The following is a 14,684-nucleotide window of genomic DNA, read 5'->3' on the forward strand; positions in this document are numbered from 1 at the left end:
GCGGCTGGTGGCGCTGTGAGGTGGCGCGGCGCGCAACCCCCCCCCCCCCCCCCACCCCCCCCCCCCCCGCCCCCCCCCCCCCCCCCCCCCCCCCCCCCCCCCCCCCCCCCACCTGTTGTGCGTCCCGCTCGTGTGTCACCGAATCCCGCCGATGACCAGTGCGTGTGGTCAACCTGTGGTCAGGTTTCGCGACCCCTTCTGCGGACTACGCTCCGCTATCCCGCCTGGTCAGCGAGTGCTTGGCTGATCAGCTCGTTGGCCCGGTCCTGCACGCCGCGAAGGATCTTCGCGTAGAAGCGAAAGAGCACGGCGACGCTGTGCCCGGCCCGCCGTGCGGCCTCCACCGGGTCGACGCCCGCCTTGATCCACAAGGAGATGCCGGCCTGCCGCAGGCAGTACGGCACCTCGGCGAGCGGCGTCTCCAACTCCTCGGCGGAGAGCACCTTTCCCCGCGCCGCCTGCCACATCTCGGTGTACTCGGTGGAACGTACGCGCCCGCCGCCGACAGCGCGGAAGAGCCGGCCGTCCGGAGCGGTGCCGTACGTCCTGATGTGCTCGCGGAACATGCGGACGAGGACCGGCGGAATCGGCACCGATTTGGTCGCCTTGCGTGCACGGCGCTTGAGTCCGCGCTTCTCGTACGGCTGCCCGTCGTCGGTCCAGCCCGATCCGACTTCGGGCCGTGACTCGGAGAGGACGAGTTCGCCCCAGGCATCCTCGTCCTCCTCGTCGGGGAGGAGGCACCCTGTTTCGCCGAGTGCTGCGGCTTCGGAGGGTCGTGTCGAGGCGTAGTAGAGGCAGCCGAAGAACGCTTCGAGATGCTCGCCGACGTGGCCGCCGCTTCCCGTTCCCGGGGCCGCGCCTTCGAACGCATCATGCTTCTGGGCGGTGACGACGTCGTTGAGGCCGCCCACGACCTCAACGCCGCTGCCCTCGCCGTCGACTGGCAGGCCACCGGCAAGACCCCGGACACCCTGGAAGCCTGGCGCGACCGCAACCGCGCCACCTTCCGCGCCATCAACGCGTTCCACGAGGCCGCCCGCGTGGACCTCGGAGTCTCGGGCAATGTCAACGGCGAAGCCCACCCCGCCCGTGATCTCCTCCTCCCCCCGGCCCGCCGCGACAACAACGCCGGCACCTGAGGGCGATGCGGGGCTCTCCTTCCTTGCGTCCTCTCGGCCGTCCATGGTCCCTGGGTGGCCAATGGATGCTAAGGATGTCGTGGGGCTCGCTCCCCGCCTGCACGTTGCTGTGTCGAAGAGCGGGCAAGTCTTGGCCTGGTGGCGAAGTGCCTGAGTGTTGGCAGATTATTGCAATAAAGAATATATGTCCGAATCTCGGCAGGTGAGTAAAATTGGCCGTCGAACCGAATAAAGCCCCAGGTCATTCACTCTGCTCCCCGCCCGCGCGGGGCTGTTCCCACGCCGACGGCGATCAGGAATGTGGCCAACCCCTGCTCCCCGCCCGCGCGGGGCTGTTCCCAGCAGCAGTTCGTCCGGCTCGTGGCCCCGGAGCTGCTCCCCGCCCGCGCGGGGCTGTTCCCTCAGCAGCCTGGAGGGATACCCCGCCGGGTGCCTGCTCCCCGCCCGCGCGGGGCTGTTCCCTTCGCGGTGGCGTTCGCGGCGGCCTTGGCGCCCTGCTCCCCGCCCGCGCGGGGCTGTTCCCTTGTAGCCGTCGTCGAGGGACGTGCCGAGGACCTGCTCCCCGCCCGCGCGGGGCTGTTCCCTCGGGCCACTCCGCCTCCGGCTCCTGTGCCACCTGCTCCCCGCCCGCGCGGGGCTGAACCCCAGGTGCAGGCCGATCACGGCGAACCTCTTGTAGTGCTCCCCACACACGTGGGGTTATTCAGCCGGGTCGGTCTGCATCGAGAACTTCCGCTGTGCGGCGCAAACTTGGCTTGTCGGACTTGATGGCGGCAACTGGGCGGCGCCTCAGCCTGTCGACGCTCGACGCTCTACTCGGCGTCGGTCTTATGAGGGTTGCTCCGTAGGTCTGCATCTCGCGCACCGGCAGCGTGCGACAGGAGGTCGGGTCAAGACTCGCGTCCCTGTTGGTTAGACCCTCGGCGTTGGCCCCTACCTGGGTCCGTGCCGGGATCCGTGCCCTGGGAGGCGTGCAGGCGGCACGCGGTTTCAGTAGATCTATGCCGAGCAATCAGGGTTCGCTGAGGTCAATTAACCAGGTACAGGTAGAACAAGGCGGACCTCCCTGTGTAAAAGGCGTAAAAGGCAGTGAGTGCCACCTTCAAATGCGTGCGGTGTGCGCGTGCGGCTCGTCATTGCTGCTACGCGTCCAACGACCCGTCAGCACAACACCGTTGGCGAGGCGAGAGCGAGAGGCGTGCTCCAGGAGAGCATGCTCTTCGTCAAAAAATGACCGGGCCCATGTGTGCGATCCGTTCCAGCGGAGGCACGAGCCCGGTCATGTCCTTCCCCCTGAAGTAGCACCTGCAGAAAGGAAGAACTGTATGTTAGCAAACCGTCGACAAAGCAGGCCGCCCCGCACTGTCCAGCCGGTGGATGTGCCAAGTGGTCTTGTAACACTGGTGGTTACGGGAGGCGGTGCCTCCCTGCCCGTCGGGGCGTGGCTTCGCGTCGCGGTGCTCGTGTTCGTGTTCGTGATCCAGGTCATCCTGGTAATGCCGCGAGCATACCGATCATCCTGGTCGCCGGTGCGGTTCTAAGGACACCTTGTGTGTGCGGTGAGTAGCTTCGACTCACCGCACACACGGCAAGTGACGGGTTCGATCAAACATCTACCATCGGACAGCCGTGGGTGAAGAATCGTTGGCACCGGTGATCACTATTGGTCAACTTGCGCAATGGTGTTGTCGGACGGGGATCGACGGTGTCGAATATGCCGATGGCTCAGCCTCGAATAGCACTCCTGAGGTCTGCCTTCTCCCTCTCTGTCGCGGCGCGGAGCGCGTGGGGGAAGCATGATCGGGACACCGATGGGTGGCTGCCGTTGTGGCGGCACATGGCGGACAGCGGGGCTGTGGCCTGCCGGTTGTGGGATGCGTGGCTGCCGGGGAATGTGAAGGCGCTGGTGGGGGAGGCGCTGCCCGGAGGGGTGGAGGACGGGCGGCGGTTGGTGGGGTGGCTGGCCGGGGTGCATGACATCGGGAAGGCCACGCCGGCCTTCGCGTGCCAGGTCGATCCGCTCGCGCAGGTCATGCGGGACCACGGTCTCGACATGCCGTCGTTCGAACGGCTCAGGGAGGACCGCAAGTTGGGCCCCCACGGGCTGGCCGGTCAGCTCTTGTTGAGTGAGTGGCTCAATGAGAGGCACGGGTGGTCCAACCGGGTCAGCGGACAGTTCGCCGTGGTGATCGGCGGCCACCATGGTGTGCCGCCAGGGCACCAGCGCCTTCACGATCTCGCGCTGCATCCTGAGCTGATACGTACGCGGGGGAAGAACGAATCGCGCTGGAAGGCCGTGCAGTTCGAGCTGATGGCCGCCTGCGCGGAGGTGGCGGGCATCCGTGAGGACGACTTCAGCGCGTGGAAGTCGGTGAAGCTCTCCCAGCCGGTCCAGGTCACGCTGACCGCGATCGTGATTCTCGCGGACTGGATCGCCAGTTCGGCAGACCTGTTTCCGTACATCACGGCGGAGGGGACGCGGCGGTCGCAGTCGGAACGGTTGGAGGCGGCCTGGCTGGGCCTCGACCTTCCCGGCCCCTGGGAGCCGGACGAACCGGCGGGTACAGCAGCCGACTTGTTCGCCGCGCGCTTCGACCTACCGCAGGGCGCGTCCGTCCGCCCCGTGCAGGAACAGGCGGTCGGCATCGCGCGGGAAATGGAACCGCACGGCCTGTTGATCATCGAAGCACCCATGGGTGAGGGCAAGACGGAGGCGGCTCTCGCGGCGGCAGAAATTTTGGCCGCGCGCACCGGGGCGGGCGGTTGCATGATCGCATTGCCCACGCGGGCGACCGGCGACGCGATGTTCGCCCGGCTGATCGACTGGATCGGCCGACTGTCGTCCGACGGGCCGCAGTCCGTCTTTCTCGCCCATGCCAAGTCCGCGCTCAACGACACCTGGGCGGGCCTCGCCAGCCGCAGTGCCCGCACGGTCGCGGCGGTCGATCTCGACGGCGGGGACGAGTTCGACGGCCCCAACGCCCGGCAACGACGTCGTCCTTCCGGACTCCAGGCCCACCAGTGGCTACGTGGACGGAAGAAGGGGCTGCTCGCGTCCTTCGCGGTGGGGACGATCGACCAGGTGTTGTTCGGCTCGTTGAAGAGTCGCCACTTGGCCCTGCGCCACCTCGCATTGGCGGGCAAGGTCGTCGTGATCGACGAAGTCCACGCCTATGACGCCTACATGAGCACGTACCTGGAACGTGTGCTGGAATGGCTGGCCGCATACCGGGTTCCGGTCGTGCTGCTGTCGGCGACCCTGCCCGCCGGCCGCCGCCGGGCGCTCGCCGAAGCGTACGCAGGTCACCCCGTGTCCGAGGCCGACCGGTCCGGCGACACGTCCGCCGCAGCGTCCGCCGGGACGTATCCACTGCTGACCGCCGTCTCGCCCGGCGGCCCCACCGTGGTCCGGCGGCCTCCCGCCGCGTCCGGCCGCCGCACCGACGTCCATGTTCAGCCGCTCGACGACGACGTGACCATCCTGGTCGACCGCTTGGAGGACGAACTCAGCCAAGGCGGTTGCGCACTGGTGGTACGTAACACCGTCGACCGCGCGCAGGAAGCGGCGGGGCGGCTGCGGGAGCGCTTCGGTGAGGAGCGGGTCACGGTCGCCCACTCGCGCTTCGTCGCCGCCGACCGGGCCCGCAAAGATGTTGAGCTGCTCGACCGCTTCGGCCCCAGGAGCAGACGCCCCGAAGGCGCGCACATCGTCGTGGCGACCCAGGTTGTCGAGCAGTCCCTCGACCTCGACTTCGATCTCTTGGTCACCGACCTTGCCCCGGTCGACCTGATGTTGCAGCGGATGGGTCGGCTCCACCGGCACGACCGACCGCGCCCCCCTCGCCTCCGGGACGCGCGCTGCCTGATCACCGGCATAGCCGACTGGGCACAGGATCCGCCGGAGATCGCCCGCGGCTCGGTCAAGGTCTACGACGGAGAACACCTGCTGCTGCGCTCGCTTGCCGTCCTCCGGCCGCACGTGGAAGGGCGCCCCTTACGTCTGCCCGAGGACATCAGCCCACTCGTACAGGCGGCGTATGGCGATGATCGGCTCGGCCCGGACAGTTGGGCCGCAAAGATGGCGCAGGCCAGAGTCGCCTACCGCGCGCTCCTGGCCGAGAAGTCCGACCGGGCCGAGGCATTCCGGCTCGGTCCCGTACGCCGCGCGGGTCGACCGATCATCGGCTGGATCGACGCCGGAGTCGGCGACGCCGACGACACCGCGGCAGGACGCGCCCAGGTACGCGACACCGACGACACGCTCGAAGTCCTCGTGATCCAGAGGCGAAGCGACGGAACGCTGACCACATTGCCGTGGCTGGACAAGGCAAGGGGCGGACTCGACCTGCCCGAGCACGCCGTACCGCAGGGGAGAGCGGCCCGCGCCGCCGCCGCGAGTGCGCTGAACCTCCCCTGGCACTTCTCCAAATCCTGGGTGATCGACCGGACGATCCGCGAGTTGGAGAAATTCTGTCCTGCGGCCTGGCAGGTGAAGGAAAGCCCTTGGTTGGCAGGGGAGTTGTTCCTGGTCCTCGACGAGGACCGCCGAGCCCGGCTGGTCGGTGCCGAGGTCCGCTACAGCCCGTCCGACGGGCTTCTCGTGGTGCCGGAAGGTGCCCACGACGTAAGGGTGGTAGACGGAGTGCCCTCATTCGACCTGGTGTCCCGGCCCTGGATTCCCGTGCAGCGACTGGACGGGACGACGGACGAGATGTCCCTGCGCGACGTCTTCGCAGAGGCTGCCGGGCTGCGGCGGATCGTCGGCGACGTACCGACGCAGGAGTTCGCCCTGATTCGACTACTGCTCGCCGTTCTGCACGACGCCGTGGACGGCCCGCGAGAGATCGAGGACTGGGGTGAACTGTGGGAGTCCGACGAGCCCTTCACCGCGGTACCGGAGTATCTCGACCGGTATCGCGACCGATTCGATTTGCTCCATCCTCAGCAGCCGTTCCTCCAAGTCGCCGGTCTGCACACGGAGAAGAACGACATCGGTCCACTGAGCAGAATCGTCGCCGACGTTCCCAACGGCGATCCCTTCTTCAGCATGCGTCAACCCGGTCCCGATCGGCTCGGATTCGCCGAGGCGGCGCGCTGGCTCGTGCACACTCACGCTTTCGACACGTCTGGGATCAAGTCGGGAGCCGTTGACGATCCGAGGGCGAAAGGCGGCAAGGGCTACCCGTCAGGTGCTCTGGGCGTCGGTTGGGCCGGGAACCTCGGCGGCGTCTTCGCCGAAGGCGACACCCTCAAGGAAACCCTGCTGCTCAATCTGATCTCTGCGGACAACGACTTCCTCCAGGTCCACACGGACGACAGGCCCGTATGGCGCCGACCTCCCCTCGGCCCGCAGCCGATCGCGGCGAACCCCGACGACCCCCGCCCGTCCGGCCCTCGTGACCTCTACACCTGGCAGAGCCGACGCATCCGTCTGCACCACGGCGACGGCGAGGTGACGGGTGTCGTCCTCTGCTACGGCGACCCCTTCGCCGTGCGCAACCGGCATCGGCGCGAACCCATGACCGCCTGGCGCGACAGTCCGACTCAGGCGAAGAAGTGGGGCGAGCCTCAAGTCTTCATGCCGAGCCAGCACGACCCGAGCCGCGCGGCGTGGCGCGGTCTCGCCGCTCTTCTCGGTGACAAGGGCCGGGGGAGGGAAGGCGCCGAGCAGCGGCAGAGAGCAGAGCGCACTCTGCCGCCCGGAGTCGTCCAGTGGCTTGCCCGGCTCACCTACGAGGAGTATCTGCCGCGACTCGGCCTGCTGCGCACCCGGATCGTCGGGGCCAAGTACGGCACACAGCAGTCGGTCATCGACGAGATCACGGACGACGAGATCCTGCTCCCGGTCGTCGCGCTTCACGCGGAGCGACCCCTCTACGGGAAAGTCGCAGTCGCTGCCGTCGCCGACGCCGATGACGCGGTGAGGGCGCTGGGCCACCTCGCGGGCAACCTCGCCCAGGCAGCCGGTTCCGACCTGGGACCGGTCACGGCCACAGCCCGTGACCTCGGCTTCGCCGCGCTGGACAGCCCGTACCGGGCGTGGCTCAGCGGCCTGCGGAACATCTCCGACCCTGAGGAGTACCGCGGTCAGTGGCAGCGGACGGTCGGTACGACGATCCGCGCCCTGGGGCGAGAACTCCTCAACGACGCGGGGCCGGCGGCGGCCGAGGGACGGTACGTGGACCTGCCGGACGGCAATGGCCGACGCTGGCTGAATGACGCACAGGCCGAACTGTGGTTCCTGGTGAAGCTGAGGAAAGTCCTGCCGTTGGCGCCGAGTCCGTCTGTCGCGCCCACCGGCGCCGCGATCGGCTCGGGCGGTGCGGAGTCCGGTGAGGAAACAGTGCTCGTCGCTCACTACGCGGCCGGCACACAAGACGCAGCAGACGCAGCAACGGAGCCCGCGTGATGACCACAACCGTCCCCAACCCGTCCGGCGCCCGCGGATACGACCTCATTGGCACAGCGACCGACCGCTGCATCCGCAGGCTCCAAGGCGGCTACCGAAACGACCGGCCGGCAGCGGTCGCGACCGTGGCCAGGCTGCGGCGCGGCGTCGGCCGTCCCGCCTACGACGTACAGGACCTCTGGGGACTGACCGGCACGGAGGAACTCGCTCTCGTCATCGCCGAATCCGCGACCGGCACCGTACAACGGCCTGACGAGGAGCGAGCGGACGAGGCGCTGAACATGGCGGTCACCTTGTGGGCCCTGCACCAGCAGTCCCACCGCGACACCGACACACACGTCCCCGGTTACGGGCTCGGCCGGTCCGTGCGCCTGCTGATGGTGCCCGCGGCCGTCAGGACAGTGGGCGGTCCGGCCCCGGCATCAACGGTCCCTGTGCCTTCCGAACCGGAGATCGACGAGGTGATCCGCCGACGGTTCGTGCGGGTCGGCACCGCCACCACCCTCGATGTCCTCGCCCAGCGCCTGCGGGAGATCGTCCTGCTGCTTCGGAAGAACTCCATTCCGCTCGACTACGCGCTCCTGGCCGATCAGCTCTACCGCTGGCAGCGGCCCTCGGCCCAAGCCGACGTCCGCAGGACATGGGGCCGGGACTTCCACGCGGCGGGTGTGGTGCCCGGCCGCCGAACGCCAAAGGACTGAAAGCGCGCACGCCGGGCAACGCCAAACGCGCTGCTGGCTTCTGACGTTCCCTCAGACACTCATCCGCACTTCCATGCGACAGGACTCAGGACCGTGACCCGAACCATCATCGACGTGCACATTCTTCAGACCGTTCCGCCGAGCAACATCAACCGCGACGACACCGGATCGCCCAAGACCGCGGTCTACGGAGGTGTCCGTCGGGCCCGGGTCTCCAGCCAGGCCTGGAAGCGGGCCACACGAAAGGCGTTCGACGACCTCGTTGACCCTGCAGAATTGGGCGTGCGAACCAAGAAGGTCGCTGAAGCGGTCGCGGAGCGGATCCTCGCGCACGAGCCGGCCCTCGACCGTACGGCCGCGCTCGCGCTGGCCGCCGAGACGCTGCGTACCGCCACTGGTTCGAAGATCGATCCGCCCAAGCGCAAGGCCAAGGAGGGCGAGCCCGAACCAGCGCCGGAAGCGTCGTACTTGATGTTCCTCAGCGCCCGCCAGCTCGACGCGCTCGCGGAACTCGCCCTCAAGGGCAGCGAAGGCAAGGGCGATGTCGCCGTCCTCAAGGGCTTCTTCAAGGACAAGGACAACAAGGCTCTCGCCAAGCACCTGGTGGACACCCGCCACTCGGTCGACATCGCACTCTTCGGCCGAATGGTCGCCGACGATGCCGGACTCAACGTCGAGGCGGCCACCCAGGTCGCCCACGCCCTGAGCGTGCATGCCGTCGACAACGAATCGGACTACTACACGGCCGTGGACGACCGGAACACCGGCGCGGAACCCGGCGCGGGCATGATCGGCGTCATCGACTTCAACTCCGCGACGCTCTACCGTTATGCGGCTCTGGATGTCGACCGCCTGCATGCCAACCTCGGCGCGGGACTGCGCGAGGAAGAGCACGCGGCGGCTCCGACCCGTCGCGCCGTCGAGGCGTTTCTGGAGGGCTTCATCACGTCTCTGCCCAGCGGCAAGGTCAACACCTTCGGCAATCACACGCTGCCGAGCGTCGTCCTCGTCAAACTCCGTTCGAAGCGGCCCGTCAGCTTTGTGGCGGCCTTCGAGCGAGCCGTCGCCCCGAAGCGCCGCGAGGACGGCTTCGTCGAGGAGGCGTGCCGCCGACTGGCCGCTCACGTACCGGAGTTGGAAGCGGCGTACGGCATCGCGGGCGACGAAGGAACCTGGCTTGTGCGGGTGGGCGAGGGAACCGGGCCGCTCGCCGCCCTTGGCGAGAGCATCAGCATTCCCGAACTGGTCTCGTCGATCGGCGAGTCGGTGGCTGAGCGGTTGATCCATGGCACGGCGGATTCCGCAGGGCGGGAGTCCGGCGCGTGAGCGTGCTCCTGCTGCGCCTGGCCGGTCCATTGCAGGCATGGGGCTCAGCCGCGCGATTCGCCCGCCGCACCACCGAGAACGCCCCCACCAAGAGCGGCGTACTCGGCTTGCTGGCCGCTGCCGAGGGCAGGGAACGCGATGCCGACCTCAGCGATCTGACGGAGCTGCGCTACGGCGTCCGCATCGATCAACCCGGCACGCGTATCAGGGACTTCCAGACCGCCCACCACTTCGACACGTACAAGGCGATGCCGTTGTCGGAGCGCTTCTACCTGGCCGACGCCGTATTCGTGGCGGCGGTCGAGGGGGAACCCGCGCTGATCGGGCGCTTGAACGCGGCCGTACGGGCACCGGTGTGGCTGCCGTATCTGGGACGCCGCTCGTGCCCACCGTCCCAGCCGCTCGACCTGGGTGTGTGCGACGACGCGGACATCGTGACGGCGCTGGGAGAGGTGCCCTGGCAGGCATCGGGCTGGTACCGGCATCGTCACGGCACGCCGCGCGAGCTTGCGCTGCTGCTCGACTGCCCGCCCGGCACGTCCCCCGACCAGAGCTTCCGTGACGCGCCGGTCAGCTTCGACCCGCGGCACCGGCGTTACGGGCTGCGCGGTGTGGTGGCGGACTGGGTTCCGAACCCGTCTGTCGAGCGCGCCTCTGTTCACGATCCGACGTCGACCCTGGGAGCCGTGTGATGTTTATGACCCGGTTTCGCCTCAACACCGCCCGCCGTGACGGCCGCGCATTGCTCGGTTCGCCGCACCGGATGCACGCCGCCGTCGCGATGGCGTTCCCCGAACTGCCCGTCCGAGACGGCTCAGGGCCGCGTGTGCTCTGGCGCGTCGACCGCAACTCGGCCGCCGAAGTGGTGCTGTTCGTCGTCAGCCCCACCCGTCCTGACCTGACACATCTGGTGGAACAGGCCGGCTGGCCCGCCGCCTCGGACACACCGGGCTGGCAGACGTACGACTACGGGGCCTTCCTCGCCCGGCTGTCCGTCGGGAGTACGTGGACCTTCCGGCTCACCGCCAACCCCGTGCACTCCATCCGTCGCACGGACGACGAGCAACGCAAGCGCACCGCGCACCTCACCGCCCGCCATCAGAAGGCGTGGCTGCTGGAGCGGCAGGCCTCATCGGGCTTCGCCGTCGTCGAAAAGCCGCCCGAGACAAGGCTGTTGGAGTACGGCGACGAACTCCAGCTCGTCCTCCGGGACAAGCGGGACCTGCGGTTCGCAAAAGCAGCCGAGCGCCGCACCGTCTCCCTCACCTCGATCACGTACGACGGCCGGCTCACGGTGACCGACCCGGACGCGCTGCGCCGCACCCTCACCCAGGGTCTGGGCAAGGCGAAGGCGTACGGGTGCGGGTTGATGACCCTTGCTCCGGTGGGCTGACCGATGAGCACGGTCGGCAGGCGCGGCGCCGCCACGCCGCGCGAACTCACCCGTATCGGGGACCGGTTGTCCTTCATCTACCTGGAGCGGTGCGTCGTCCACCGTGACGACAACGCCATCACGGCCGAGAGCGCCGACGGCGTGACACACATACCGTCCGCCACGATCGGCACGCTGCTGCTCGGTCCCGGCACGCGTATCACCCACCAGGCGATGAGCGTCCTCGGCGACTGCGGGGCGGGCGTCGTCTGGGTCGGGGAGCACGGCGTCCGCTTTTACGCGGGCGGGCGCGCTCTGACCCGCTCCTCCGGACTGGTCGAGGCCCAGGCTCTCGCGTGGGCGAATCCGCGGCGACGGCTGGACGTCGCCCGCGCGATGTACCGTCTGCGGTTCCCCGACGAAAACCCGGCGGGCAAGACGCGCCAGGAACTCCTCGGCATGGAGGGGCGCCGCCTGCGCCAGTGCTACCGCGCCGAATCCGAACGCACCGGCGTTCCGTGGCGCCGCCGTGAGTACAACCGGGACGACTTCGCGGCTGGTGACCCGCCCAACCAGGGTGTCACCGCTGCCGCTCAGTGCATGTACGGCATCGCGCACGCCGTCGTCGCCGCCCTCGGCTGCTCGCCGGGCCTCGGGTTCGTGCACTCGGGTCACGAACGCTCCTTCGTCCTCGATATCGCCGACCTCTACAAGACCTCGGTGGGCATTCCCGCGGCCTTCGACGCGGCGGCGGAAGGACCGGAAGACGTGGCGTCCCGAACGCGGCGGGCCGTCCGGGACCGGGTCAACAGAACGCGGCTGCTGGAGCGTTGCGTACAGGACATCAAAGACCTGCTGGGCTACGACGCCGTGCGGGAGGATTCGGACACCGCGGCAGGCGACCGCGTAAGTCTCCAGTCCGACCACGGCGTCGAAGTCGAGAGCGGCCGCAACTACGACTCCGAGATCGTTTGGTGAGGGCATCCCCGTGACCGTCATCATCCTCACCAACTGCCCGGCCGGTCTCCGTGGCTTCCTGACCCGCTGGCTCCTGGAGATCTCCCCGGGCGTCTTCCTCGGCACCCCGTCCGCCCGTCTTCGCGACGTCCTCTGGGCCGAGGTCCGCCAATACGCCAACCAGGGCCGTGCCCTCCTCGCCTACCAAACCGACACCGAGCAGGGCTACACCTTCAAGACCCACGACCACGCCTGGCACCCGATCGACCACGAGGGCCTCACTCTCATCCACCGCCCCCACCCCGGCCGCCGCTCCGACTCCTCCCGCTCCTCCGCCTCCCCACCCACCACCGGTTGGAGCAAGGCAGCGAAGCGCCGCCGCTTCGGCGGCGGAAGCTGAGGGGTGCGCGATGCGGTGGCGCGGAACCCGCGCCGCGCCGTGCGCGGCGCGGGAGCGACGGGGACATCGAGGCGATATGTCCGAATCTCTCAACTTAAGTAAAATCCGGGGCTGGCCGTTCCAAAACACCAGGCCAAACACTGTGCTCCCCGCGCCCGCGGGGCTGTTCCCACGGCGTAGGCGGCGAGGATCGCGCTGCCGGTGTGCTCCCCGCGCCCGCGGGGCTGTTCCCGTCGGCGTCTTCACCAACTGGGCGAAGAAGCGGTGCTCCCCGCGCCCGCGGGGCTGTTCCCTGGCGCGAGGGCAGGTCGGCGATGGCCGCGTAGTGCTCCCCGCGCCCGCGGGGCTGTTCCCCACAGCACCTTCACGTCCGCACCCTGCTTGAGGTGCTCCCCGCGCCCGCGGGGCTGTTCCCGTTCCCGACTATGCGGCTGCGGCCATGATGGGGTGCTCCCCGCGCCCGCGGGGCTGTTCCCCCTTGAGTTCGTATCGGCCGGTCGTGGTCTGAGTGCTCCCCGCGCCCGCGGGGCTGTTCCCTCCATGCTCGTGCTCGGGTCGGTCTCCCTGTTGTGCTCCCCGCGCCCGCGGGGCTGTTCCCACGTTGGTCAGGACAGCCTCGTTCATCGGGACGTGCTCCCCGCGCCCGCGGGGCTGTTCCCGAGTTCGACGGCCTGACGGTCTGCAAGGGGGCGTGCTCCCCGCGCCCGCGGGGCTGTTCCCCGTGCCCCCGGCGCGCTCCTCCGCCTCGACTGGTGCTCCCCGCGCCCGCGGGGCTGTTCCCTGACCCGATCCACCCAACCGAGGAGATCCCCGGTGCTCCCCGCGCCCGCGGGGCTGTTCCCAGCGTGCCCACCGCGCTGCGCGAGGTCTGCGCGTGCTCCCCGCGCCCGCGGGGCTGTTCCCCACAGGCCGCAGTGCAGCGTGCTCCCGGGCAGGTGCTCCCCGCGCCCGCGGGGCTGTTCCCTGCACGCCGCACCCGATCCGCCTGTACAGCGCGTGCTCCCCGCGCCCGCGGGGCTGTTCCCGTCTCGACCAGTTCGTCCGCGGCGGGGCCGAAGTGCTCCCCGCGCCCGCGGGGCTGTTCCCCTCTGATAGGTGGAGCGGTCAATGCCCGTGGAGTGCTCCCCGCGCCCGCGGGGCTGTTCCCGGGACCTGAGCGGTGCCCATGACCGTCTTGTTGTGCTCCCCGCGCCCGCGGGGCTGCTCCCAAGGCGCAGGACTGCCGTGAGGTCTGCCCCGCGTGCTCCCCGCGCCCGCGGGGCTGTTCCCGGGACCTGAGCGGTGCCCATGACCGTCTTGTTGTGCTCCCCGCGCCCGCGGGGCTGTTCCCCTCTTCCGGATCAGGCACGGTTGCCTCCGGTTGTGCTCCCCGCGCCCGCGGGGCTGTTCCCGACGCGACCGCGCGGGGGCCGGTGACTGGTCCGTGCTCCCCGCGCCGGTCTCTGTGCCGGGTGCGTCGGTGACGGAAACCGTCATGAGTTGGCCAGAGAACGCCTGGTGGTGGGTGATGTCGGCCAGCTCGGTGGCGAACCGCTGGGGCGGTACGTCGGTGGCACTCGGGTCGTCTCTCGCCGACGCGGGCAGGTAGCCGGTCGCGGTGTAGCCGATGGTCGTGGTGATGGTCCACGTCGGCTGTCCGTCGCCCCGGCTCGTTGCGCCGGACCCCGCGCTCGTGCGTTCCGGCGTTGCTCCGCTCATGGGTCACCGTCCTTCCCCGGCCGGTCGGCCGGATGCGGGTAAGGCCGGCGCTTCGGGCGAGTGCTGCTCGATCGCCGCCGCGACCTTCTGCCAGGCCGTGAAGACGTTCATCACTTCGTGCTCGGGGGCGTGGGTGAGGTCCAGGAGGAAGCGGCGGATCAGGACTTCGTTGCTCAAGGTGTTCTGGATGCGGGCGATCGTCCACAGGCTGTGGGCAGCGGGCGCCGCTGTCGACGGTCGGCCGGGGGTCATGAGGCGTCCTCGACGTGGGTGAGGTGGGCGGTCACGGTGTGGCCGTGCGGGGCGCCGCGAGTCTCGACGTGGTGGGCGACGGCGGTGACCATGGCCAGGCCGCGGCCGTGGGTGTCCTCGGCGTCGGGGTGCTCGACGGTCGGGGCATTCTTCGTGCCCCCTGAGTCGGTCACCGAGATGGAGACGACGGCGGGGGAGACGGCGAGGCTGACGTGGAACGCTCCCGTGCCCCCGCTGGCGGTGTGGAGCACGGCGTTCGCACTCAGCTCCGTGACGATGAGCGTCGCGTCGTTCGCGTAAGGAGAATCGCGCAGCACATCGCGGGTCCAGCGGCGTACGCGGCCAACTTCTTCGGGTGAACCTGGGCACGTCAGTCCCCAGACTCGCGGCCTACTCATATACTCGTGCATACAAGCTACTTTCTGCT

General features: G+C 69.2%; 11 protein-coding genes and 2 CRISPR repeat arrays. Of the genes, 8 read left to right on the top strand and 3 right to left on the bottom strand.

Translation table 11 applies throughout. The annotated features are described in order from the left end of the window. Nucleotides 1–215 precede the first annotated feature (215 nt). Complete coding sequence (locus ACZ4EF_RS18270) at nt 216–914, bottom strand: site-specific integrase (protein WP_467505325.1); 699 nt, start codon at nt 912–914, stop codon at nt 216–218. Between ACZ4EF_RS18270 and ACZ4EF_RS18275 the strand changes: the two genes are divergently transcribed. The 8 genes from ACZ4EF_RS18275 to cas2e all read left to right on the top strand — a co-directional run bounded on the left by ACZ4EF_RS18275 (nt 876) and on the right by cas2e (nt 12,307). Beyond that, nucleotides 876–1,142, top strand: coding sequence for a hypothetical protein (locus ACZ4EF_RS18275; RefSeq protein WP_467505327.1), 267 nt, complete (start codon nt 876–878; stop codon nt 1,140–1,142). The two genes, ACZ4EF_RS18270 and ACZ4EF_RS18275, sit on opposite strands and share 39 nt — an antisense overlap. A 250-nt stretch (nt 1,143–1,392) precedes the next feature. Then, a CRISPR array of direct repeats spans nt 1,393–1,787; the repeat unit is 29 nt; unit sequence CTGCTCCCCGCCCGCGCGGGGCTGTTCCC. Nucleotides 1,788–2,862: 1,075 nt separating this feature from the next. Beyond that, complete coding sequence (gene casA, locus ACZ4EF_RS18280) at nt 2,863–7,551, top strand: type I-E CRISPR-associated protein Cse1/CasA (RefSeq protein WP_467505394.1); 4,689 nt, start codon at nt 2,863–2,865, stop codon at nt 7,549–7,551. Beyond that, nucleotides 7,551–8,252 carry a type I-E CRISPR-associated protein Cse2/CasB gene (casB, locus tag ACZ4EF_RS18285; protein ID WP_467505329.1) on the top strand — a complete coding sequence of 234 codons (702 nt, stop codon included), beginning with the start codon at nt 7,551–7,553 and terminating at the stop codon, nt 8,250–8,252. Before casA ends, casB begins: the two co-directional genes overlap by 1 nt. A 93-nt stretch (nt 8,253–8,345) precedes the next feature. Continuing rightward, nucleotides 8,346–9,578: a type I-E CRISPR-associated protein Cas7/Cse4/CasC gene (cas7e, locus tag ACZ4EF_RS18290; RefSeq protein ID WP_467505331.1), complete on the top strand. Its 1,233-nt coding sequence runs from the start codon at nt 8,346–8,348 to the stop codon at nt 9,576–9,578. Next, the gene (cas5e, locus tag ACZ4EF_RS18295; RefSeq protein WP_467505333.1) at nt 9,575–10,270 is read left to right on the top strand and encodes a type I-E CRISPR-associated protein Cas5/CasD; all 696 of its coding nucleotides are present in this window, start codon (nt 9,575–9,577) and stop codon (nt 10,268–10,270) included. Before cas7e ends, cas5e begins: the two co-directional genes overlap by 4 nt. Beyond that, the gene (gene cas6e, locus ACZ4EF_RS18300) at nt 10,270–10,971 is read left to right on the top strand and encodes a type I-E CRISPR-associated protein Cas6/Cse3/CasE (RefSeq protein ID WP_401718132.1); all 702 of its coding nucleotides are present in this window, start codon (nt 10,270–10,272) and stop codon (nt 10,969–10,971) included. The genes cas5e and cas6e overlap by 1 nt, the downstream gene beginning before the upstream one ends. A 3-nt stretch (nt 10,972–10,974) precedes the next feature. Next, nucleotides 10,975–11,928, top strand: coding sequence for a type I-E CRISPR-associated endonuclease Cas1e (gene cas1e / locus ACZ4EF_RS18305; RefSeq protein ID WP_467505336.1), 954 nt, complete (start codon nt 10,975–10,977; stop codon nt 11,926–11,928). A gap of 10 nt (nt 11,929–11,938) precedes the next feature. After that, a complete protein-coding gene (gene cas2e, locus ACZ4EF_RS18310) occupies nt 11,939–12,307 on the top strand; it encodes a type I-E CRISPR-associated endoribonuclease Cas2e (protein ID WP_355336561.1) in 369 nt (122 codons plus the stop codon). A gap of 142 nt (nt 12,308–12,449) precedes the next feature. Continuing rightward, nucleotides 12,450–13,698: direct repeats of the CRISPR family, unit length 29 nt; unit sequence GTGCTCCCCGCGCCCGCGGGGCTGTTCCC. A gap of 310 nt (nt 13,699–14,008) precedes the next feature. Here the strand turns inward: cas2e and ACZ4EF_RS18315 are convergent. Then, nucleotides 14,009–14,257: a hypothetical protein gene (locus tag ACZ4EF_RS18315; protein WP_391042178.1), complete on the bottom strand. Its 249-nt coding sequence runs from the start codon at nt 14,255–14,257 to the stop codon at nt 14,009–14,011. Next, nucleotides 14,254–14,667, bottom strand: a complete 414-nt coding sequence (locus tag ACZ4EF_RS18320) for an ATP-binding protein (RefSeq protein ID WP_467505339.1) — start codon at nt 14,665–14,667, stop codon at nt 14,254–14,256. Before ACZ4EF_RS18320 ends, ACZ4EF_RS18315 begins: the two co-directional genes overlap by 4 nt. Nucleotides 14,668–14,684 lie beyond the last annotated feature (17 nt).

This window comes from Streptomyces sp. NPDC025721 (genome assembly GCF_055558595.1).